Raw genomic sequence first — 19,079 nt, 5'->3', positions numbered from 1 at the left:
GGTCCCTGAATGGTGGGCAACATATTACCAAATCAATTGTATCGTGTCTTCAAAAGTCGTCCACTAACAACTGAAGGGAAGGATGCGCTGATTCATCTTTATCAGCCAATCATCGAAAGTGATGCCTTAGCACTCTATCTGACACTGACTGCGGATCAGCAGGATCCGCAAGAAAGTGAGTTTATTCATCTAGATATTTTGAATGCGATGAATGTAGGGTTACAGCGTTTTATTCAAGCGCGAAATAAGTTAGAAGGAATCGGCTTACTCAAAACGTTTGAAAAAGAAGATGACGAGTTGGGAATCACATTTTTGTATCACCTGCAAGAGCCAGTTCATGCGAGCGATTTCTTTCAAGATGAACTCTATAGTTTCTTATTGCTTAACCATGTTGGAGAGCGAAAGTTTCGACAACTTGTTTCGTTGTTCCAACCAGCAAAATGGCAAGCAGAAGGCTATCAAGAAGTTACGGCTTCTTTTATGGATGCTTATCGCTTGGATACACAACAATTTGCAGCCAATGAAGAGGAATTACAGGAAGTCAATGGCAAATTCCAAGACACTCAAAGCAGACTGGTGTTAGATGAACAACAACTAGATTGGGATTTTCTTCTTTATGAAGCTCAACGTCGCTACATCCGTGCAGACAATTTCGATAAAGATTTTCGGCAAAAACTACTCCTATATCATTCATTATACGGCTATGATGTGATGGAGCTGTTGGATCTGATGACAGATTCGGTTTCTTTAACTACTGGGAAAATCGATCAGAAGGCATTAGAACAATTGATTTTACAAAAAGCACGGACGCGTTTTACCAAAACTGAAAATAAAGTGGATCCCACTTCAGATGAAGAGATCCGACGATTTAATACATTAAAACAAAATGGGTATAGTGATAACGATCTAGCATTGATCCGCGAAAGTGAGAATAATGCGCCGATGGCATTCTTGAAAGCAATCAAAGCTGAAAAAAAGAGCTTTGTCACAGACTCCGAACAATGGCTGCTAAAAAGCTTAGTGGAACGCTCGCCATTATCCAATAGTGTGATCAATGTTCTTATTCATTATGTGTTAGTGGTACAGAACAATGCGGCTTTGCCAGCAAGTTATGTCAATAACATTGCGGCACAATGGTCTGAATTGCAAGTAAAAACCGCGGAAGAAGCGATCAAGCATGTACGGGACTTAGTTAAAGAAGCAAAAGAAAAACGCACACGGCCGCAAAGCCCGTCTAAAAAGATCATTCGTGAAGAAAAACTGCCAAGCTGGGCCGAAAAACCAGTTGAAGAAACGACATTATCCCCAGAACGTCAGGCAGAGATCGACAAAAAACTGCAAGCCTACTTGCAAAAGAAAGCAGGTGACAATTAATGGAAGATGTTGGGAAGAATCTATCAAAAATTTTAGACAAACGAAACTATCGCGATCGTTTCTCAGAAATGATGGGGGACGTATTGAAAGATCCGGATGTCAAAGAATTCATTTCAGAACATCGGGAGGAACTGACAGATGCAGATATCCAAAAAAGTTATGCGAAACTCTATGAATTTGTTCAAGAAAAACGAAAGTTTCGTTTGAATGACCCTACGATGATTGCACCTGGATATGAGCCACGACTAGCGTTGAACTTTCATTTTATCGATGTCACTTATGTGCCCACGCAAGAGCTTTTAGCGCATCAACGACAAGAAGAGATCCGTAGTCGCATCAAAGCAATGGATATGCCGAAAGATATTCAAGAGGCCAATTTTGCTCAGTATGAAAGTACTCCCGGCCGGGGCGAAGCTTTGATGGCTGCAGTCGAGTTTATTGAAAACCTAAAAAACGATCCAAGGGCTTTTCACAAAGGATTATATCTGGTGGGTAGTTTTGGGATCGGCAAAACTTATTTACTAGGGGCAATTGCCCGGGACCTTGCGGAAGCAGGTTATACGACGACCCTTGTTCACTTCCCGACATTTGCTGTCGAAATGAAACAAGCAATCGGCAAAGACTTGGTTGGCGACAAACTCAATGCAGTTAAAAAAGCCCCCATCCTAATGATGGATGATATTGGTGCAGATGCCATGAGCAGCTGGATCCGTGATGAAGTCTTTGGTGTCATTCTGCAATATCGGATGCAAGAACAACTGCCAACGTTCTTTTCCTCCAACTTTTCCATGCAAGAGTTAGAGAAGCATCTATCCGTTACTCAACGTGGAGAATCAGAGCCATTGAAAGCCAAGCGGATCATGGAACGAATTCGTTACTTGACAAAAGAGATCCAAATGACTGGCAAAAATCGCCGGAATTCGGAAATATAGAAGAGAGGAGAACTTCTTATGAAGAAATTGACGATTTTAGGTTTGGCTTTGACAACCTTATTATTAGCTTCCTGCGGTTCGCCGTCAGATAATGATTCGATGAGTGAAACAACTAAAAACGATGAAAGCACAACAAATAGCACTGTCGAAAGCGAGGCAACGACTATTTTTACAGGAGTTCTTCAAGAAAATGCAACAGCTGGCGACAACGAAACGATACAGATTTTTCTAAATGATATCGAAGCAGTCGACGATCAAGAAACGATTGTTTCTAACTTTCAAACAGACGGCGTGATCCTACACGCACCGCAAGAATCATTTGAAGGTCAAGTTTCTGAGTTGACCAAAGGAACAACGGTCCAAGTCACATTGTCAGGCTTGCCAGTAATGACTATGTCAATCCCACCTCAAGTTCCAGGAAATTCAATCAAAACAGTTGAAATCGTGCAATAACCCCACGCGTTGTCCCAACGGACAACGCGTTTTGCTGCGAATCACTGCGATTGGCTTGCGAAGCAAGACAGAGCAGATGATGAGCAGTACTAGACGACCGAAGGGAGAGTAGTAACCTTCGTATGAATCACTGCGATTGATACTCAACTGGGTGACGGGAGCGCAGTAACCTTCATATGGATCACAACGATTGGTTTGAAAAGCAAGATATGCAAGTTTTCTTTACGAAAAGTGCAAAAGCAACTCTAGGTGAAGTAAAGCCGTAAATAAAAGGAGTAAAAACTCTCCCTTTAAAATGCAATAAAGAATGATATACTATTTCTGAAGGAGTGACGTTATGAACGAACAATCATTATCCCTGCGATTGACTCGTGTTGGCGAACAGATTCCGGATCAAGCCCGCTTGGCAGATATTGGATCAGATCATGCCTATTTACCCGTGGCATTGATGCTACAAAATAAAATTCAGTATGCAGTAGCAGGTGAAGTTGTAAAAGGACCATTCGAATCTGCTTCACGGCAAGTCAAAAAAAATGGCTTGAGCGACAAAATCACTGTTCGCTTAGCAGATGGGTTAGCTGCAATCCAACCTGATGATCAGATTGATACGGTGGTTATTGCTGGTATGGGTGGCACTTTGATTCGAACAATTTTAGAAAATGGAAAATCTCAGCAGAAAATTACTGGGAAGGAGCGCCTTGTCTTGCAACCCAATGTGGGGGAGCGGACTTTGCGAGAATGGCTTCAGGAGAATAATTACATGATTTTACACGAAGAACTGATTGAAGAAAACCATAAAAACTACGAAATCATCGTAGCTGAAGAAGGCAGTAAAATCTATACACCACAAGAATTATTTTTTGGCCCGTGTTTATTGAAAGAAAAAAATCTCGTTTTTTATAAAAAATGGGCCCATGAATTGCAGCAGCGAGAAATCGTTTTGCAAGAACTAGAGAAAGCGGCAATTCCTCCTCAAGATAAAATAAGTGAGTTAAACGAACAGATTGATTGGATCAAGGAGGTGCTGGAATAATGTTAGCTAGAACGTTTATTGAACGTTTCGAAAGATATTGTCCGCAATGGTTAGCAGAAGATGGTGATCCAGTGGGATTGCATATCGGAACGTTGGACAACGAGATCCAACGGGTAATGATGACATTAGATGTTCGTCCAGAAGTCGTTGCAGAAGCAATTGAAAAACAAGTAGACTTCATTGTTGCCAAACATCCACCGATTTTTCGTTCCATACGTCGTTTGAGAGCCGATGATCCGCAACAAAAAATGTATATGGATCTGATCAAACATAATATTTCGGTCTATGCTGCGCATACGAATATGGATATTATTCATGATGGGTTGAATGACTGGTTTTGTGAAATGCTTGGAATAGAAGAAACCACGTATCTCGTTCCCACCCATACAATCAAAATGAAAAAATTGGCTGTTTTTGTTCCAATTGAGCAAGGCGCATCAATGAGGAAAGCTTTAGGAAAAGCTGGAGCTGGACAGCAAGGAAATTATCAAAACACCAGCTACTCACTGATTGGTACCGGCCGTTTTACTCCTCAAGAGGATGCGCATCCTGCGATTGGTGAAATTGGGGAAGAAGAGTCGGTACAAGAAGCAAAAATCGAAGTGATTTTCCCAGAAACCATCACCGAAAAGGTGTTGCAAGCGATGGTTGAGGCGCATCCCTATGAAGAACCCGCCTATGACCTTTATTCCTTGGATAACTTGTCTCAGCATTATGGGATCGGGCGAGTAGGTCAATTAAAAGCACCTGTTTTGTTGGAAGATTTCATCGATGAAATCAAAAGTGTTTTTCAGTTAGAGGGGTTGCGTTTGATCGAACCAAAAGCAAAGCGGCAAAACGTTCAACGGATTGCTATATGCGGCGGCAGTGGCGAACAGTTTTATCAAGAAGCCGTGAATGCCAAAGCAGATGTATATATTACTGGAGACATCAGTTATCACACCGCTCATGATATACAAGCAAACAGCTTGACGGCAATCGATCCAGGTCATAACATTGAACGGGAATGTATCCCTCGTTTTATCAAAAAATTCAATGAATGGAAAGCGGAAGAAGGTTGGCAGGTAGACTTTATTCCTTCAGAGACTTCCACAAATCCATTCCAATATAAATAGGAGTGATCAATTATGTACGAAAATTTATTACCGCGTTTTTTAAGATATGTAAAGACGGAAACTCGTTCTGATGCGACAAGCCAAACAACACCCTCCACACAAACGCAAGTGGCGTTTGCCAAGACATTGCAAAAAGAAATGGAAGAATTAGGACTTCATGATGTCCATTATAATGAGGAAAATGGTTTTGTGATTGGTACGTTACCAAGTAATGTTTCCGAACCAGTTCGTTCCATTGGATTTATCGCACATATGGATACGGCGGATTTTAACGCGGTGAATGTGGATCCCCAAATTATTGAAAACTATGACGGTGAGTCAACGATCAAATTGGATAAAGAGGGCAAATTTACACTGAATATCAAAGACTTTCCTAATTTGAAAAATTATCGTGGAGAAACATTGATTACGACAGATGGCAGCACGCTTTTAGGAGCCGATGACAAAGCAGGTATCGCAGAGATTTTGACGGCGATGGAAATTTTGCTTAACCATCCTGAAATCAAACACGGAGAAATCAAAATCGCCTTTGGACCAGATGAAGAAATTGGGGTGGGGGCTGATAAATTTGATGTGGCTGATTTCAATGTTGATTTTGCTTATACCATGGATGGCGGTCCAGTGGGTGAGTTGCAATATGAAACTTTCAATGCTGCACAAGCTGAACTAACGATCCAAGGGAAAAATGTGCACCCAGGAACCGCAAAAGATACGATGATCAATGCTTTGCAATTGGCGATTGATTTTCATAATCAATTGCCAACAGATCAAGTGCCAGAAAAAACCGATGGTGCGGAAGGCTTTTTCCATTTGATGGCGTTGAACGGAACCGTCGAAGAAGCAAAAATGGCGTATATCATTCGTGATCATGATCGTGAAACGTTTGAAAATCGTAAAAAACAATTGCTTACAATCCAAGAAAAAATGAATGCCCAATTTGACGAAGCAAGAATCCAAATGGATTTATATGATCAATATTACAACATGAAAGAAATCATTGAAAAAGACATGAGTATTATTGAGTTAGCTAAGTCTGCAATGGAAGATCTGGGTATCGAGCCAGTGATCGAACCAGTTCGAGGCGGAACAGATGGATCGAAGATCTCTTATTTAGGGATTCCGACACCAAATATTTTTGCCGGTGGTGAAAATATGCATGGACGCTATGAATTTGTTTCCTTGGAATCAATGAAAAAAGCAACTGATGTAATCGTGAAGATTGCCGAAAAAAACGCACAGTAGAACTTTATTTTGTTTCGTTTTCAAGTGGAAAAATATCGCTTGATAATGAAAAATGAGTTGAATAATGGGCTGAGACTTGATGCAGAAGTCTGCACCATTCGCAGCCCTATTTTATTTAGGAAGTGAAAAATATGAAGATCATGGTTTTATATAATGATACGGCTGGTAAAAGCGATGCCAAGGATACTGCAGAGTCTTTTAAGAACTATCTAGAAGAACATGATCCTAAAAGTGAAGCAGTCTTGCAACCTTCCAATCCTGATATTGAGCCGGAAACAATCCAAAAAAATGCGAAAGAACATCAAATCGATACGATTGCAATCATTGGTGGAGACGGTACAATCCATCATGCGCTGCAAACATTTGTGGATCAGTTAGATAAGCTGACAGTGGCAATTATTCCAGGCGGAACGGTCAATAACTTTGCCCGTATGTTAGGGATTCCTCTCAAACCTGAAGAAGCATTTGAAACGATATTGAATGGGACTGATCGACAAATTGATTATGGATTGGTCAATGACTCCATGATGATCTCGACGATGACCATCGGATTGCTGGCCGATACGGCAGCGGCTACTTCGCAAGAAGAAAAACAACAGTTCGGACCACTCGCTTTTACCAAGCGGTTTTTCCATTATTTATTCAAAAAGAAACAATACAAATTAGAAATTATTGCAGACGGAAAACGCTGGCGTGGCAAGAGTCAATTGTTAACAGTAGTCATGTCCAATTCAGCTGGCGGATTTACCAATTTCGACGAGTTGGCACGACCAGATGACGGGCTGTTTCACATGATTTTATTGCCAAAACTCAATCTATTGGAATTCATTATTTATTTGCCCCGGATCATACGTGGTCATATTGCGAAAGTGCCAGGTGTCGAGTACTTTACTGCAAATGAAATTGAGATTCGTGCTCAGGAAAAAACTGTTTATACACGAACTGATGGCGATCCGACAGATAATCTGCCTGTTAAAATGAAGGTGATGAAACAGGCCCTTCGTGTCCGTGTTCAAGAAGAAGACTTGGATGCTAAATAATATCAACCAGAGGAGAAATGATGACAGAATTTATACAAAATCCATTGTGGTTTTATTTACTTATAGCGAATCTTTATCTTTTTGGCTTGATGGGGTATGATAAATACCAAGCCGTAAGAAAAAAATGGCGTGTCCCTGAATGGAATCTGTTGTTTATGGGATTGATTGGCGGCGGAATCGGTGGATTGATCGCGCAACGCGTTTTTCACCATAAAACACGCAAACGTAAATTTTATATTTTTTTTGCTTTCGGTGTGATTGTAGATCTTCTATTGTTTATTAAGTTTGCCTAAGGAGTTAAAAATGAAAGCAAAAGTGAAATTTGCCTTAAACCTGCTATTAATGGTCGTGATCTTAGGTGCGATGTACTATTTTATTCGCAGCTCTATGACTGATATTTTGGCGGAATTAAGACAAACCAGTCTGTCGATCGTTACAGCAGTGATGGCGTTAGGAACAATTTACTTATTTATTGAAGGACGTTCCGTCAAAGAGATCGCTGTAGGATTTCAACCGGAGTTTACAACGAAAGACGGCTTATTTACCGTTTGTTACTCTGGATTCTATCGAATTATTACTTTTGGTGCTGGGACGTTGATATCAGAAGTCAATTTTTATCGTAAAAATGGATTGAAATTGTCACAAGGTGTAGGTGTGACTACGTTGCATATGGTCATGTATAAATTGGCGGTCTTGACTTATGCTATCGCAGGGCTAGTGATTCAATTTTCTTTATTCTTTGAGAAAGCCCCAAATATGATTTGGGTGATATTAGCTGGTATGGTCGTTACTTTTCTGATTATTGCCTTTTTACTTGCACTTTCTGTAAGTGTCAACGTTCAAGTCGCTTTTGTGGTAATCAGCGACAAACTTTTCAAAAGTAAGAGCATGCGCAAAATCATCGATACTTGCAATACGCAGATTTACTCGTTACGGGAGACAGTCTATTCGATTCTCCGTGATCGTACGGCTTTTTTACGGATCTATTTCTGGAATGTCGTTAAATTGGCTGCTTGGTATGTGATTCCTTATGTAGTATTGGCACCTAAACATCCAGAAATCGACTTCTTACTGACGCTTTCTTTTGTCAGCTTTGCAGTGATCCTATCGGGTGTTATTCCTACGCCGGCTGGAATCGGTTCGTTTGAATTTGTTTATATGTTACTTTTTGGACCAATGGTAGGGACTGTTGATGCAGCGTCATCGATGTTGCTTTATCGATTTGCTACTTTTATTTGGCCATTCGTGATCGGTTTCGTCTATGTCATTTTGGAAAAACGCAAAACCATGAGTGCTGAGTTGGAAGAGTTGAAGAACGAAAAAGCGTGAGCAAAGGAATGAAACTTTTTCTTTCTCCTATTAAATCTAAATCAAAAAAATCTCGAAGGCATGCCTCAAAAACTTCAGCTAGTTCGCTGAAATTTCGGCACTTCTTCGAGATTTTTTAGTGTCGTACTTATTCACTTAATTCAATAATTCGATCTGCAAAGTCTTCGTAGAAATCGGCTTCGTGGGAAACCACTAAGACAGTTCCTTGAAAATCAGCCAGTGCTGCATTCAGATTATCTTTGGTTGCTTGGTCAATATGATTAGTAGGCTCATCCAATAGAAGAAAATTGCTTTTGATCATCATCATTTCGGCAAGTTTGACTTTTGTTTGTTCGCCACCACTCAATGATTTTAGCGCTTCTTGTGCCAGCTGACTCGGCAATCCTGCACGGGATAATTGGCGGCGTAGTTCTTTGATTGTAGCTTTAGGAAATTTATCGTTCATATAGTGCAAAGGATTTTGTAATGGTTGTTCCCAAGTTAAGTCTTGCGAGAAATAATTGAATTTTGTGTGTTGGGGAAATGAAACCGATCCATTGATAGCCGGTATCTGACCTAAGAGTGTCTTGATCAACGTTGATTTCCCAATTCCATTAAACCCGCGAATAGCGATTTTTTCACCGTAGCGTATCGTCAAATCGATCGGTGACAAAAGCGGTTTGTCATAGCCAATTTCTAAGTGTGTTGTTTCCAACGCCAATGTTGTGACGATAGGGGCATAAGGAAAAGCAATATGCGGTGTCGGCGCATCTGTTGGTGGCGTTAATCGTTCGATTTTCGCTAATTGTTTTTCTCGGCTTTTAGCCATCGTAGAACGAGAGCCCGCTTTATATTTTCGAATATAGGCTTCCGTTTTCTTGATATGTGCCTGTTGGGCTTCATATTGTTTCAAATAACTTTCATTTTGCAACGCTTTGAGTTTCAGTGATTTTTCAAGATTGCCGGTATATTTCGTTAATTTGCCAAATTCAATATCAATGATATGCGTCGTGATCTGGTTGAGAAACTGTTGGTCATGAGAAACCACCAAATAGGTGCCATTGAAATCTTGGAGAAATTGAACCAGCCACTTGATGTGCTCATCATCTAAGTGATTGGTTGGTTCATCCAAGATCAGCATATCGGGTTTTTCCAATAACATTTTTGCTAAGATTAATTTTGATCGCTGACCACCACTTAAATTGACCAGTGGGGTTTCCATACCAAGAATGGCAATGCCCAGACCTTCCGCTAAGTCAGCAATCAGTGTGTCCATTTGATAGAAGGAACCTTGATCCAATTGATTTTGTAATTCACCGGCTTTTTCAAGTAACTCATCATCCAATGTTTCAGCATATTCACCATATAGTGAAGCAATTTTTGCCTCTTTTTCAAAATCAGCAGCAAAGGCTGAGCGTAAGAAATCGCGAATGGTTTGGGTTTCGTCCACATTGACATATTGATCCAAATAGCCCATTTTCAGATTTTTTGGGAAAGTGACCTGGCCTTCATCAGGAAGAATCTCCCCGGTAATGATTTTGATCAAGGTACTTTTTCCGGCACCGTTTCGTCCAATCAGTCCGACTTTCTCGCCACGATTGATTTGAACGCTGACTTCTTCATACAAGATTTTGTCGCCGAATTGTTGCGATAGATTTGATAGTGTTAACATGATTTTCCTCCATATAAAAAAGCCATAGACAGTCATTGTCTACAGCTTACAATCTTTTTAGTATCCACCAAAAACCAGGGCATGAGAAAGAAACCTCACTCCGAGTCTTTGATGAAGCAGATGCGCTAGGCGCTTGTAGGCTCTTAACAATGCTTCATCGTGTTCTTGTTAAGAGCAGATTTTCTGATAAATTTAAAGATAAATTTAAAATAGTAGCGTGACATCTGCTTTTCCTCCGTTGAAATGGTTCATTAAGCATACCATCTTAGCTTTCCTTATGTCAACTTTTGCTGATAGTTTGCTAAAAAAGAAAGTCAAAAAGTGCTTGCATATCTTTTGACCATTACTGACCAAAATGGTATACTACAATGTAGGAGAAATCCTAGAAATGACGGGGAGGTAGAACAATGAACCCAGAAAAAATGACAACAACTTTACAAAGTGCCATTGCAGAAGCACAACAAGTAGCGATAACACGCCATCATCAGGAGATAGATATCGCTCATTTATGGAAAATTTTATTGCAAGCCAATCAATTTGGCCGCAATTTTTATACGGACGCTGGTCTTGATGTCGATGCTTTCGAGAAGGAAGTTGACCGACTATTGGATGAAATCCCATCTGTTGAAGGTGGCAATGTTCAATACGGACAAAGCATGAGTCAAAACTTATTTCGTTTGCTTTCTGAAGCAGACCAACTAAAAAAAGGGTTCAATGATGAGTATTTATCGACTGAAGTCGTTTTACTCGCATTAATGAAACTAAAAAACCATCCATTGACCAATTACTTAAAAGGTCAAGGAATCAATGAAAAAGAATTAAAAGCAACCATTGAATCTTTGAGAGGGGGAGAACGTGTGACATCTCAAAACCAAGAAGAACAATACAAAGCCTTAGAAAAATATGGTGTGGACCTCGTTCAACAAGTCCGCAGTGGAAAAATGGATCCGATCATTGGCCGGGATGAAGAGATCCGCGATGTGATCCGTATTCTTTCAAGAAAAACCAAAAATAATCCTGTTTTGATTGGAGAGCCTGGTGTCGGTAAAACAGCGATCGTTGAAGGACTGGCGCAACGAATCGTTAGAAAAGATGTACCGGAAAACTTAAAAGACAAAACGATTTTCTCTTTAGACATGGGCGCATTGATCGCTGGAGCAAAATTCCGTGGTGAATTTGAAGAACGGTTGAAGGCGGTCTTGAAAGAAGTCAAGAAATCTGAAGGACGGATCATCTTATTTATTGATGAGATCCACAATATCGTGGGTGCCGGCAAAACGGAAGGCAGCATGGATGCTGGTAATTTACTAAAACCAATGCTGGCTCGTGGTGAACTTCATACGATCGGTGCAACAACATTGGACGAATACCGTCAATATATGGAAAAAGATAAAGCTTTGGAACGTCGTTTCCAAAAAGTTTTAGTCAAGGAACCAACGGTTGAAGATACCATCTCGATCTTGCGGGGACTAAAAGAACGCTTTGAGATCCATCACGGGGTCAACATTCATGACAATGCACTAGTTGCTGCAGCGACATTATCCGATCGTTATATCACAGATCGCTTTTTACCGGATAAAGCAATCGATCTGATTGATGAAGCGAGTGCAACGATCCGCGTAGAAATGAATTCAATGCCAACTGAACTCGATCAAGTCACGCGACGTTTAATGCAGCTGGAAATTGAAGAAGCCGCATTGAAAAAAGAAACGGATGATGCTTCTAAAAAACGGTTGGCAAACCTGCAAGAAGAATTAGCTGATTTGCGGGAAGAAGCCAATACCATGAAGATGCAATGGGAAACTGAGAAAGATGAAGTCAATGCGGTTTCCAATAAACGGGCAGAAATCGACAAAGCCAAACATGAATTAGAAGATGCTGAAAATAATTATGATTTAGAGCGCGCTGCTGTTTTACGCCATGGAACGATTCCGCAATTAGAAAAAGAACTTGCCGAATTGGAAGCAAAAAACCAAGCGGAAGGCGTTCGAATGGTGCAAGAATCTGTGACTGAAAACGAAATTGCACTAGTTGTTGGTCGCCTAACAGGCATTCCGGTTGCGAAATTGGTAGAAGGCGAACGGGAAAAACTACTGAAATTGAATGAAACACTCCATCAACGCGTGATTGGCCAAGACGAGGCAGTCGATGCAGTAAGTGATGCGGTGATCCGTTCCCGTGCAGGTCTCCAAGATCCAAATCGACCATTAGGTTCTTTCCTATTCTTAGGACCAACAGGAGTCGGTAAGACCGAGTTAGCCAAAGCGTTAGCCGTCAATCTGTTTGATTCAGAAGATCATATGGTGCGGATTGACATGAGTGAGTACATGGAGAAACATTCTGTGTCACGTTTAGTCGGAGCACCTCCAGGTTATGTTGGTTTTGAAGAAGGTGGCCAACTGACAGAAGCTGTTCGCCGTAACCCTTATACGATCGTCTTATTGGATGAGATCGAAAAAGCCCATCCAGATGTTTTCAATATTTTATTGCAAGTATTGGATGACGGCCGATTGACGGATTCAAAAGGTCGAGTGGTAGATTTCAAGAACACGGTCTTGATCATGACGAGCAATATTGGCTCGCAAATACTATTAGATGGTGTGACTGGGGAAGGAACGATTCCAGAATCGGTGGCTGAAAATGTTCGTTCGCTATTACGCGGTCATTTTAAACCAGAGTTCTTGAACCGTATCGATGATACAATTTTGTTCACGCCACTAAGCCTAGCCAATGTTACAGGTATCGTGGATAAAATTATTGCTCAATTGTCTCAACGATTGGAAAATCAAGACATTCAATTATCCATTACAGAAGAAGCCAAAAAATGGATCGCAGAGCATTCGTACGAACCCGCTTATGGCGCAAGACCATTGCGACGTTTCATTACACGGGAGGTAGAAACACCTCTGGCTAAAGAAATCGTTGCAGGACGTGTTCTGCCGAAAACAAAAGTGACGATAGAAGTGTTGAATGACCAGCTTGTTTTTGAAAATACACCGATAAGTGAATAAGAGATTTCTTAGTCATCTAACTTAAACGAGAAAAATAACCCTTGAATTACCTGAATGATAGACGGAATGATACTGTGGGAAAGACCTGAATAAAGTCTTCTGCCTATTCCGCTATTTTTCAGGTTTTTTCTTTTGAATAAAAAAATCATCATGTTATTATGCTACGTCAATGTGGTTTAAGAACTTCCTTTTTATTAAACAAAGATTGGTAAATTTCTCCTAAAAAAAAACTTTCGTAAAAAGATTTTACTTGCCGAAAAGGCAAATTAAACGTAAGATTGAGAAGTAAACGCAAAACGCAGGTCTATTTTCTAATGAAGGATCTACTGAGAAAATAGTTGAAGGAGCAAATAAAATAAGATGCAGAAATTTTTAAAAGAGAATTGGTTTATTCTCGCTTTTATTGTGGTGATTGTTGTCGTTCGATTGTTTATTTTAACGCCTGTCAAAGTCAGCGGGCATTCAATGGATCCGACTTTGTCTGATGGGCAACGCTTGATTGCTTCCAAGATTTCAAGTTATCAGCGGCAAGACGTGATTATTTGCGTAGAACCGGATGATACCAGTAAAATTGCGGTGAAACGCCTAATTGGTTTGCCTGGAGATAAAATCGAGATGAAAAATGACGTCCTGACAATCAATGGCAAAGAGTATCACGAAGAGTACTTAGAAGATTTTAAGAAGCAATTTGCGGATGATCAGTTGCAAAAGGAATATAGCTACCGGGAATTATTCCAGCAAATCGCGGCCAGTGCAACCCAATTCACTGAAGATTTCTCTATTACCGTCCCTAAGGGAAAATATTTTGTTATGGGAGACAATCGTCTGATTTCAAGAGATAGCCGTTCTTTCGGTGTGGTGGATGCCGATCAAATGCAAGGAAAAGTTATCTTGCGTTACTGGCCATTAAGTGAAATTTCATTATTTTAAAAGCACAGTAAAAAAGCATTCTTGCACAGGAGCGAGTCTTCACTCGAAACATGCAAGAATGCTTTTTTAAACGACCCAAGCTACTAGCGCAATCACGGAAAAGAACATTGTCCAAACGGCAATCGCCGCAGAAGCAATGAAAATGATTTTAATAGGCAGGGGTTGGACGAATTTTCGTGCATCTTTAGAAAAGGCATAGGTAATAGATGAAAAGATCATGCAGCACAAAAGAAAAAATACCGTCAAAATCATGGCGATCTCCTTACTGACTTCCAGGTCGACTTATTGTTAAATATTATAACAGACCTTTTGAAAATCGTGAAATCAAATACACTGCATTTCAGGCAATTCTTTTTGCAATTATTGGTATAAAGAGGACTCGTCCAATAACATAAATTATTAAATAACGTTTATTCCTTTATTAATGAAAGCGGGTTCAATGAATTTGGGAGATTTTTGCTAAAAAAAGATCATTGTCAAAATTAGTTTTTGCGAAATCATTCGGATAAAAAAACTGTCTGAACTAATTTTATTAGTTCAGACAGTTGATAAAAATCACTGTTCAATTTTTTTGATACGATAGCTTTCAAAATAATCAGGCTTGCCTCGCCCTTGGAAGTAAGCAATCAATCCCATCAATACAGCTCCGATCGTGTTGGTCAAAAGATCACCCATCGTATCCATCAATGCCTCGCGGCCAATGAATGGGGTGCCTTCTAGCGTCGCATAGCGCTGCAGATTCATTCCACCAAGCGAATCGCAGATAAACTCCCAGAACTCCCAAAAAACACCACACAGGCCTGCAAAAGCAAATCCCATCAGAAGAAAAAGCCATGGAGAAACTTCTCGTACTGGAACATCTTTTAGGAACATACAGATCAGCCCATAACCAACTGCTGTCAGAACCATCGGACTAACTGTGTGCAGTACTTTATCCCAGAAGGAAATAATTTCAATCAGATGCAAAATCGTTCCCATAAAGACCGAGATCAACAGAAAGAACCAATAAAAGTAAATAGTCGCATTGGGCAGTTGAATACGGAACAGCTTTTTACTGAATTCAGGTACATAGATCAACAAAATACCTAGTAATGCTTGAACTAGAAAAATCAGTGCTTGCTGTTTAGGATAGACACCTCGAAAGAATTCCCAAACAGAAAATGCGAAAACAAGGAAGCCAAATAGTGTAAATAGTTTTAATAAACGTTTATAATTCTCACCCATTTATTGTTCCTCCCCGAGATAGGCAGCCAAGCCTTCTAGTAAAGCGTTTTCTGAAGAATAGATCTCTCCATTCAGTTTGATCAAACCGACTGTATAGAGATTCAAATAATGAAATTGATTTTCGGCTACAGTTTTCAGTGCAGTAATCTTTTGCTGATTATCTGCTCCTTGTTGGCGACTGTCTGTATATAACCCTAAGACAGGGATTTCTTTGGCAAAAGCCACGCCGATTTCTGAAGCTACGCCTGGATCGATCGTTAGACCATCTAATAATGCAATCATTAGGTCACTTTCCAAAACTTTTTCTGTATCAGCTTGAGCTATCATTTTACTATCAGCATAAGCAGACTTATCATTAATGGATGCATTTTCTTGTGGCAAATAGATATCTGCTTGTGGATAGGTGCTTCGGATTTGATTGACTAGATCGGCATTATAAAGCAGATCACTTTTAGCAAAGAGGGGGGCTGCAAAGTAAATATTCATTTTCATTCTCCTTCATTTTATCAACATGATTAAAAATAGTCGCCAAAATAAGCTTCCATATCAGGAATAATAGTCTCCAATAACTGTAACGTATCCGAATCGGTATGGAGACGCTCGATTCGAGCCAAATACGCAGGTCTTCGATAATTCATCAGTACGCAAGTTAACGTTTGGATATCTAATTGGACCGCTTTTCCGATCGGATCATTCGAAACGATGACTTCACCTTTAGCATAGTTCAATCCAAAAATACCATTATTCCATTCAGCAACAGGATCGGAGACAACGAAATGAAAAGGCTGATCGAATGCTTTAAAGGGGAATTTTTTCAAAAACTCTGTTACGTCAACGATGCGTGCCATATAGTAAGGTTCGATCGTTTCTTTGATTTGGCTGTCTTCCAACAAGAAAGCCAAAGGTTCATTTTTATAGATATCGCCTTTGACCCAGTAGACCATAGAGAAATGAGCCGAGATAAAGTTCCATAATCCATTGCGGGCTTCTTGATTCAAGTAAAACATTTCTTTTACGTGAAAGACTTCTTCGGCGACCCAATAAAAAAGCACACCAGTGGGGTGACCACTTTTATTATAATAGACAGCTGCTGTTCGGCTTTCTTCGTTTTCGTAGCGCCAGTATTCTTCCCAGTGGAAAGCGGTCCGCTGTAATGCGCCATGATTTTCTCTTGAGAATTGATTATAGACAGTGAAAACGTCAGGATCATCTACCTCTTTTCGTTCAACGATCCCTGGAACTTCCACCGTTTTTGGTAACTGGGTATCACGTATTTTGAAGGTTAATTTATCTGACATCATCTCCCAGCCCTTACGACGATAATAAGGAACATTATAAGGATAGAGATAAGAGATCCATTGCTGATCTGCTCGCATCGTTTCAAGAGCGAGTTTGATCAAGTCTTTCATCAGTCCATGTCCCGCATATTCAGGGTAAGTTCCGACACCGGTCACGCCGCCCATTTTGTAAAGAGTTCCATGAATGTTCACTTCACAGGGATAGACAGCAATTTGTGAAACAAGCTGATCACCGTTGAACCACCCGAACACTTTAGATAATTCCAAGATTGGTCGTTTTGATTTGATCATTTCACGCTTGCTTTCATAACCGCTTTCCTCGATGTCCGACTCAGTGATTTGAAAAACATAGCTTAGAAGCTCATTGAACTGATCGACATCTTTTTCTTCTACTGGTCGAATATGCAAATCTTGATGAAAATTATTGTCCATTCTTTCAACTCCAATTTATTTACTAGCTATAGTATAGCAAAACCTGAACAAATTTGTTTAGATATCGGTCAAGAAAAATACTTTAATTATCAGCATTTCGTTGGTATAATAGAAAAGCTGACTAAAAGAAATGAGGAACGTATCCATGAATATAGAAGAAATGAAAAAACGACAGGAAAAGATTCGTAACTTTTCCATTATCGCTCATATTGACCACGGAAAGTCTACGCTAGCCGATCGGATTTTGGAACAAACTCATACGGTAACGTCCAGAGAAATGCAAAATCAATTATTAGACTCCATGGACTTAGAACGGGAACGGGGAATCACCATTAAATTGAATGCGGTTGAGTTGAATTATACCGCAAAAGATGGTGAAACCTATATTTTCCATTTGATCGACACACCAGGACACGTGGATTTCACTTATGAAGTATCGCGGAGTTTGGCTGCGTGTGAAGGTGCTGTATTGGTTGTGGATGCAGCTCAAGGGATTGAAGCTCAAACATTAGCCAATGTTTATTTGGCTCTGGACAACGACTTAGAGATCTTACCAGTCATCAATAAAATCGATCTGCCAGCAGCAGACCCAGAACGAGTACGTACAGAAATCGAAGACGTTATCGGTATCGATGCAAGTGAAGCGGTTTTAGCTAGTGCCAAAGCCGGAATTGGCATCGAAGATATCTTAGAACAAATTGTCGAATATGTACCGGCACCAGCTGGAGATATTGAAGCGCCATTGAAAGCATTGATCTTTGATTCTGTCTACGATTCTTATCGAGGGGTTGTTCTGAACGTCCGTATCATGGATGGGATGGTCAAACCTGGGGATAAAATTCAAATGATGAGTAATGGAAAAACCTTTGATGTCACCGAAGTTGGGGTATTTTCACCTAAAGCGATCCAACGGGATGCATTGATGGTGGGAGATGTTGGTTATATCACAGCAGCTATCAAAACAGTGAAAGATACACAAGTAGGGGATACTGTGACACTAGCAAATAATCCAGCCCAAGAAGCTTTGGAAGGGTATCGTCAAATGAATCCAATGGTGTATTGTGGACTCTATCCAATCGATACTTCTCGTTACAATGATCTGCGGGAAGCATTAGAGAAGCTGCAATTGAATGATGCGGCACTCCAATTCGAGCCTGAAACTTCTCAAGCGCTAGGCTTTGGTTTCCGTTGTGGTTTCCTAGGTCTCTTGCATATGGATGTTGTTCAAGAGCGTTTAGAACGTGAGTTCAATTTGGAATTGATCACGACAGCGCCTTCTGTTATCTATCATGTCAACAAGACAGACGGAACAACCGTGACAGTCGATAATCCAGCAGATTTCCCTGAACCAGGTACTATTGAAAATGTCGAAGAACCTTTTGTCAAAGCACAAATCATGGTACCAAATGACTATGTAGGTGCGGTTATGGAACTCTCACAGCGTAAGCGGGGAGATTTTGTCACCATGGACTACCTAGATGATTATCGGGTCAATGTCGTCTATGAAATTCCATTATCTGAAATCGTCTTTGATTTCTTTGACAAACTGAAATCCAGCACAAAAGGTTATGCATCACTGGATTATGAAATGTCCGGTTACCGTACCAGCAAGTTAGTTAAAATGGATATCTTGTTGAACGCTGAAAAAGTCGATGCATTAAGCTTTATTGTTCACCGAGATTTTGCCTACGAACGCGGAAAAGCCATCGTAGAAAAATTGAAAAAACTCATCCCGCGTCAACAATTCGAAGTACCGATACAAGCAGCGATTGGCCAAAAAATCGTGGCTCGCTCCGATATCAAGGCTCTGCGCAAAAATGTTTTAGCGAAATGTTATGGTGGGGATGTTTCTCGTAAACGGAAACTCCTAGAGAAACAAAAAGAAGGTAAGAAACGCATGAAACAAATCGGTTCAGTAGAAGTTCCACAGGAAGCCTTTATGGCCGTTCTGAAAATGGATGAGGATGAACCGAAGAAATAGCAAGGGGTTCTTGAAAACAATTGTTGTTTCTTTG

At 40.3% G+C, this 19,079-nt stretch carries 18 protein-coding genes; 13 read left to right on the top strand and 5 right to left on the bottom strand.

Going from position 1 to position 19,079, the window contains the following annotated elements:
- Positions 1-12: 12 nt before the first annotated feature.
- The 9 genes from DVW06_RS03520 to DVW06_RS03480 all read left to right on the top strand — a co-directional run bounded on the left by DVW06_RS03520 (position 13) and on the right by DVW06_RS03480 (position 8,518).
- A complete protein-coding gene (locus DVW06_RS03520) occupies positions 13-1,374 on the top strand; it encodes a replication initiation and membrane attachment family protein (protein WP_029486784.1) in 1,362 nt (453 codons plus the stop codon).
- The gene (gene dnaI, locus DVW06_RS03515) at positions 1,374-2,306 is read left to right on the top strand and encodes a primosomal protein DnaI (protein WP_003126498.1); all 933 of its coding nucleotides are present in this window, start codon (positions 1,374-1,376) and stop codon (positions 2,304-2,306) included. The genes DVW06_RS03520 and dnaI overlap by 1 nt, the downstream gene beginning before the upstream one ends.
- Before the next feature lie 18 nt (positions 2,307-2,324).
- A complete protein-coding gene (locus tag DVW06_RS03510; RefSeq protein ID WP_137264414.1) occupies positions 2,325-2,759 on the top strand; it encodes a hypothetical protein in 435 nt (144 codons plus the stop codon).
- Positions 2,760-3,096: 337 nt separating this feature from the next.
- The gene (locus DVW06_RS03505; RefSeq protein ID WP_003126501.1) at positions 3,097-3,792 is read left to right on the top strand and encodes a tRNA (adenine(22)-N(1))-methyltransferase; all 696 of its coding nucleotides are present in this window, start codon (positions 3,097-3,099) and stop codon (positions 3,790-3,792) included.
- Complete coding sequence (locus tag DVW06_RS03500; protein ID WP_041120192.1) at positions 3,792-4,907, top strand: Nif3-like dinuclear metal center hexameric protein; 1,116 nt, start codon at positions 3,792-3,794, stop codon at positions 4,905-4,907. Before DVW06_RS03505 ends, DVW06_RS03500 begins: the two co-directional genes overlap by 1 nt.
- A 12-nt stretch (positions 4,908-4,919) precedes the next feature.
- A complete protein-coding gene (gene pepT, locus DVW06_RS03495; RefSeq protein ID WP_003126503.1) occupies positions 4,920-6,149 on the top strand; it encodes a peptidase T in 1,230 nt (409 codons plus the stop codon).
- Positions 6,150-6,280: 131 nt separating this feature from the next.
- Positions 6,281-7,189: a diacylglycerol/lipid kinase family protein gene (locus tag DVW06_RS03490; RefSeq protein ID WP_005471407.1), complete on the top strand. Its 909-nt coding sequence runs from the start codon at positions 6,281-6,283 to the stop codon at positions 7,187-7,189.
- Positions 7,190-7,209: 20 nt separating this feature from the next.
- Positions 7,210-7,482, top strand: a complete 273-nt coding sequence (locus DVW06_RS03485) for a DUF1294 domain-containing protein (protein WP_005471409.1) — start codon at positions 7,210-7,212, stop codon at positions 7,480-7,482.
- Between the two features lie 10 nt (positions 7,483-7,492).
- On the top strand, positions 7,493-8,518 hold the full coding sequence (locus tag DVW06_RS03480) for a lysylphosphatidylglycerol synthase transmembrane domain-containing protein (protein WP_005471411.1): 1,026 nt from the start codon (positions 7,493-7,495) through the stop codon (positions 8,516-8,518).
- 127 nt (positions 8,519-8,645) lie between these two features.
- Here the strand turns inward: DVW06_RS03480 and DVW06_RS03475 are convergent, their stop codons facing one another.
- Positions 8,646-10,169 (bottom strand): ABC-F family ATP-binding cassette domain-containing protein, encoded by a 1,524-nt coding sequence (locus DVW06_RS03475; protein ID WP_137264413.1) that lies wholly within the window; start codon positions 10,167-10,169, stop codon positions 8,646-8,648.
- A gap of 407 nt (positions 10,170-10,576) precedes the next feature.
- Here DVW06_RS03475 and clpB point away from each other — a divergent pair, with 407 nt between their 5' ends.
- The gene (gene clpB / locus DVW06_RS03470; RefSeq protein WP_005471414.1) at positions 10,577-13,180 is read left to right on the top strand and encodes an ATP-dependent chaperone ClpB; all 2,604 of its coding nucleotides are present in this window, start codon (positions 10,577-10,579) and stop codon (positions 13,178-13,180) included.
- A 360-nt stretch (positions 13,181-13,540) separates the two neighbouring features.
- Complete coding sequence (gene lepB, locus DVW06_RS03465) at positions 13,541-14,110, top strand: signal peptidase I (RefSeq protein WP_003126510.1); 570 nt, start codon at positions 13,541-13,543, stop codon at positions 14,108-14,110.
- A 66-nt stretch (positions 14,111-14,176) separates the two neighbouring features.
- Here the strand turns inward: lepB and DVW06_RS03460 are convergent, their stop codons facing one another.
- From DVW06_RS03460 to DVW06_RS03445, 4 genes are all read right to left on the bottom strand, one after another.
- Positions 14,177-14,362 carry a hypothetical protein gene (locus DVW06_RS03460; protein WP_003126511.1) on the bottom strand — a complete coding sequence of 62 codons (186 nt, stop codon included), beginning with the start codon at positions 14,360-14,362 and terminating at the stop codon, positions 14,177-14,179.
- A 303-nt stretch (positions 14,363-14,665) separates the two neighbouring features.
- A complete protein-coding gene (locus DVW06_RS03455; protein WP_003126512.1) occupies positions 14,666-15,334 on the bottom strand; it encodes a hypothetical protein in 669 nt (222 codons plus the stop codon).
- A complete protein-coding gene (locus DVW06_RS03450; protein WP_005471421.1) occupies positions 15,335-15,820 on the bottom strand; it encodes a nucleoside 2-deoxyribosyltransferase in 486 nt (161 codons plus the stop codon). It abuts the gene before it with no gap.
- 29 nt (positions 15,821-15,849) lie between these two features.
- On the bottom strand, positions 15,850-17,064 hold the full coding sequence (locus DVW06_RS03445) for a GNAT family N-acetyltransferase (protein WP_005471423.1): 1,215 nt from the start codon (positions 17,062-17,064) through the stop codon (positions 15,850-15,852).
- On the opposite strand from DVW06_RS03445, the gene DVW06_RS17400 reads away from it, so the two are divergent.
- Both DVW06_RS17400 and lepA read left to right on the top strand, forming a co-directional pair.
- Positions 17,047-17,253 (top strand): hypothetical protein, encoded by a 207-nt coding sequence (locus DVW06_RS17400; RefSeq protein ID WP_021149742.1) that lies wholly within the window; start codon positions 17,047-17,049, stop codon positions 17,251-17,253. The two genes, DVW06_RS03445 and DVW06_RS17400, sit on opposite strands and share 18 nt — an antisense overlap.
- Positions 17,210-19,045 (top strand): translation elongation factor 4, encoded by a 1,836-nt coding sequence (lepA, locus tag DVW06_RS03440; RefSeq protein ID WP_003126516.1) that lies wholly within the window; start codon positions 17,210-17,212, stop codon positions 19,043-19,045. Before DVW06_RS17400 ends, lepA begins: the two co-directional genes overlap by 44 nt.
- Positions 19,046-19,079: the final 34 nt, after the last annotated feature.

It is taken from the genome of Enterococcus sp. ARL09-542, from assembly GCF_005234805.1.
Classification (GTDB): domain Bacteria; phylum Bacillota; class Bacilli; order Lactobacillales; family Enterococcaceae; genus Enterococcus_D; species Enterococcus_D gallinarum.
This window is presented reverse-complemented; position numbering and strand designations above follow the sequence as displayed.

What these genes read in the sequence shown, in the direction of transcription:
- dnaI (WP_003126498.1), top strand. Translation starts at nt 1,374, where the DNA reads ATGGAAGATGTTGGGAAGAATCTATCAAAAATTTTAGACAAACGAAAC.
- DVW06_RS03510 (WP_137264414.1), top strand. Translation starts at nt 2,325, where the DNA reads ATGAAGAAATTGACGATTTTAGGTTTGGCTTTGACAACCTTATTATTA.
- DVW06_RS03505 (WP_003126501.1), top strand. Translation starts at nt 3,097, where the DNA reads ATGAACGAACAATCATTATCCCTGCGATTGACTCGTGTTGGCGAACAG.
- DVW06_RS03500 (WP_041120192.1), top strand. Translation starts at nt 3,792, where the DNA reads ATGTTAGCTAGAACGTTTATTGAACGTTTCGAAAGATATTGTCCGCAA.
- pepT (WP_003126503.1), top strand. Translation starts at nt 4,920, where the DNA reads ATGTACGAAAATTTATTACCGCGTTTTTTAAGATATGTAAAGACGGAA.
- DVW06_RS03490 (WP_005471407.1), top strand. Translation starts at nt 6,281, where the DNA reads ATGAAGATCATGGTTTTATATAATGATACGGCTGGTAAAAGCGATGCC.
- DVW06_RS03485 (WP_005471409.1), top strand. Translation starts at nt 7,210, where the DNA reads ATGACAGAATTTATACAAAATCCATTGTGGTTTTATTTACTTATAGCG.
- DVW06_RS03480 (WP_005471411.1), top strand. Translation starts at nt 7,493, where the DNA reads ATGAAAGCAAAAGTGAAATTTGCCTTAAACCTGCTATTAATGGTCGTG.
- DVW06_RS03475 (WP_137264413.1), bottom strand. Translation starts at nt 10,169, where the DNA reads ATGTTAACACTATCAAATCTATCGCAACAATTCGGCGACAAAATCTTG.
- clpB (WP_005471414.1), top strand. Translation starts at nt 10,577, where the DNA reads ATGAACCCAGAAAAAATGACAACAACTTTACAAAGTGCCATTGCAGAA.
- lepB (WP_003126510.1), top strand. Translation starts at nt 13,541, where the DNA reads ATGCAGAAATTTTTAAAAGAGAATTGGTTTATTCTCGCTTTTATTGTG.
- DVW06_RS03460 (WP_003126511.1), bottom strand. Translation starts at nt 14,362, where the DNA reads ATGATTTTGACGGTATTTTTTCTTTTGTGCTGCATGATCTTTTCATCT.
- DVW06_RS03455 (WP_003126512.1), bottom strand. Translation starts at nt 15,334, where the DNA reads ATGGGTGAGAATTATAAACGTTTATTAAAACTATTTACACTATTTGGC.
- DVW06_RS03450 (WP_005471421.1), bottom strand. Translation starts at nt 15,820, where the DNA reads ATGAATATTTACTTTGCAGCCCCCCTCTTTGCTAAAAGTGATCTGCTT.
- DVW06_RS17400 (WP_021149742.1), top strand. Translation starts at nt 17,047, where the DNA reads ATGAAAATTATTGTCCATTCTTTCAACTCCAATTTATTTACTAGCTAT.
- DVW06_RS03445 (WP_005471423.1), bottom strand. Translation starts at nt 17,064, where the DNA reads ATGGACAATAATTTTCATCAAGATTTGCATATTCGACCAGTAGAAGAA.
- lepA (WP_003126516.1), top strand. Translation starts at nt 17,210, where the DNA reads ATGAATATAGAAGAAATGAAAAAACGACAGGAAAAGATTCGTAACTTT.